General features: G+C 72.2%; 1 protein-coding gene and 1 pseudogene. One reads left to right on the top strand and one right to left on the bottom strand.

Translation table 11 applies throughout. The features are described 5' to 3' along the window. Positions 1-128: 128 nt before the first annotated feature. Positions 129-1,256, bottom strand: a complete 1,128-nt coding sequence (gene rfbB, locus ACSNOK_RS32445; protein ID WP_436784373.1) for a dTDP-glucose 4,6-dehydratase — start codon at positions 1,254-1,256, stop codon at positions 129-131. Positions 1,257-1,928: 672 nt separating this feature from the next. Between rfbB and ACSNOK_RS32440 the strand changes: the two are divergent. Beyond that, a pseudogene (locus ACSNOK_RS32440) lies at positions 1,929-2,678 on the top strand (hypothetical protein); the annotation flags it as partial.

Raw genomic sequence — 2,678 nt, 5'->3', positions numbered from 1 at the left:
CGCCCCCCCCCCCCCCCCGGGGGGGTACAGCGGAGGGAGCGCACCCGGCGGGGTACGCCGGGGGGAGTACGCCCGGGGGGTACGCCGAGGGGTACGCGGCGTGGTGCCGGACGCGGACGGCGCGACGGTCACGCGGTTCCGTCGCCGGGCGGGGGCGGCAGCAGGGCCGCCCGGCGCTTGAGCGGCTCCCACCAGGCACGGTTGTCCCGGTACCAGGCGATCGTCTCGGCCAGCCCCTCCTCGAAACGGCGGACCGGCCGGTACCCCAACTCGTCCCGGATCTTGCTCCAGTCGAGCGAGTAACGGCGGTCGTGCCCCTTGCGGTCCTCGACGTGCCGGACGAGCGACGGGTCGGCGCCGACCGCCTCCAGCAGCATCCCGGTGAGTTCCCGGTTGGTCAGCTCGGCGCCGCCTCCGATGTGGTAGATCTCGCCGGCCCGGCCGCGGGTGCGGACGAGTTCGATGCCGCGTACGTGGTCGTCGATGTGGAGCCAGTCGCGGACGTTGCCCCCGTCCCCGTACAGCGGCACCTCCAGACCGTCCATCAGGTTGGTGACGAACAGCGGTATCAGCTTCTCGGGGAAGTGGTGGTGGCCGTAGTTGTTGGAACACCGGGTGACGCGGACGTCGAGCCCGTGGGTGCGGTGACAGGCGAGGGCGAACAGGTCGCTGGACGCCTTGGCCGCCGCGTAGGGCGAGTTGGGCGAGAGCGGCGCGTCCTCGGTCCAGGAGCCGTGGTCGATCGAGCCGTACACCTCGTCGGTGGAGATGTGCACGAAGACGCCGACACCGTGGTGCAGCGCCGCGTCGAGGAGCCGCTGCGTGCCCAGCACGTTGGTGCGGACGAAGGCGTCCGCCTCCCGTACCGACCGGTCGACGTGGGATTCGGCGGCGAAGTGGACGATCTGATCGTGCTCGGCCGCCAGCCGGTCGACCAGTTCCACGTCGCAAATGTCGCCCTCGACGAAACGGAAGCGGTCGGAGTGACGGACGGGGTCGAGGTTGGCCGGGACGCCGGCATAGGTGAGCTTGTCGAGGACGGTGAGGTACGGGCGCTCCGGCCCGTCCCCGGCCAGCAGGGTACGGACGTAGTGGGAGCCGATGAATCCGGCGCCGCCGGTGACGAGGATCCTCGGAACGCCGGCCGGAGGCGTCGCCGGGGCGGGCGCCTCGGCCGTACGCGTCCCGGTGGGTCGCGTCCCGCTCGTGCGCGTCTCGTCGGTACGCGTCTCGTCGATACGTGTCTCAGGGCTCATAGGGACAGCTCTACCGCGCCGTGATCGCCCGGTACCAGGCAACGGGCGCAGGGAGTTCGAGTCGTGCGGGCGGTGCCGTCCGCGCGCCTCGGCGGCCCGCCGGGGGGACGCCTACGGCGGCGGGGGTACGGGACGGGGACGGCCGGACAGCGCCGAGAGCGGCCCGCGCTCTCTCCGTACGGGAATTCGGAAACGGCCCGCCAAGCCGATGGGAACAGCCCCTGAACAGCACTCTTGACAGGGCTTGAATTTCTGCTCTCGAAATGCCCTCCGATTCGATTTGACATTACCGGAAAACAGTGTCCTGAATAGGCCGAAGGAATGGCGACCGAAAAGCGGCGGGATGGCCCGTTTCTTCCGGAACGTCGCCCTACCAACTGCCTGGCCAACAAGGCGAGTCACGATCGCGAGGCCGTTCCCCCTACGGCGCCGACTGCCGTGGATAACGTCACCCGACGGGGCTCGTCAGCCCCGCGAGAAGGCCCGTTCACGACCCGCGAATACCGCCGCCACGAGGGCTCATGTGAAATTCACGCATTACCTGGTTATGCTGTCCGCTTCCTGGAGTCCGTATTTCCGAACAGATGGGAACGCTGTATGGGCACGCCGGAGTTTCCCGGCCGCTTGCAAGCGACGTTCGTCCCGGATCCCGACGTGCCGGGAGGCGGGGCGATGGCCTTCTGGGGCGTCCCCGAGCCCGCGGCGGAGGCGGCGGCCCTCGGCCTGCCGGCCGCCGGTACGGGCACCGCGCCCGGCAGCCGGCTCCCGACGCTCCCCACGCTTCTGCCGCACGGCGGCTCCCTGGTGGACGCGGACGTCCCGGCGCTGCTCGTGCCGGTCGGTGAGGCCGTCGGACCGCTGGCCGCCCTCGCGGCCCCCGGCACGGGGGACGCCGACGGACCGGACCACGGTATCCAACCGGACGACGGTGCCGAACCGGAGGACGCCGCGCCGGCCCTTCCCGGGCCCGAGCCGATTTGGAGCCACTCCGTCCGCGCCTGGGCCGTCGCCGCCCGGCTCGCCTTGGAGCACGTCACCGCGGGCCACCTCGTCCCCGCCCTGCGCGAAGCCGGTGCAGGACGAGTACGCGCCCACTGGCGCGCCGAGACGCACGGCGACCCCCGGCTGACGGCCCTCGCCGAGGCGCTGCCCGCCGCCGCCCACGCCCTGCGCTTCCCCGAGCCGAACGGCCCTCACGAGCCGAACGGCTCTCACGAGCCGAACGGCCTCTCCACACCGGACAGCGCCCACCGGCCGGACGGTGTCGCATCACCGCCCGCCACGGACGCCACAGAGGAGACGCGGGTCTGGTCCCCCCTCGCCCTGCTCACCGCCTTCTGCGACGCCGTCGCCGACGCCTGCGCCCGTGCCGGCGCCCCGGCCCCCGCCTCACCCGTCACCCACTGGACCACCGCCCTGACC

It is taken from the genome of Streptomyces sp. URMC 126 (assembly GCF_051386555.1).
Taxonomy (GTDB): Bacteria; Actinomycetota; Actinomycetes; order Streptomycetales; family Streptomycetaceae; genus Streptomyces.
Note: the sequence above shows the minus strand (reverse complement) of the source record. Positions and strands in the feature narration are given on the sequence as shown.

What these genes read in the sequence shown, in the direction of transcription:
- rfbB (WP_436784373.1), bottom strand. Translation starts at nt 1,256, where the DNA reads ATGAGCCCTGAGACACGTATCGACGAGACGCGTACCGACGAGACGCGC.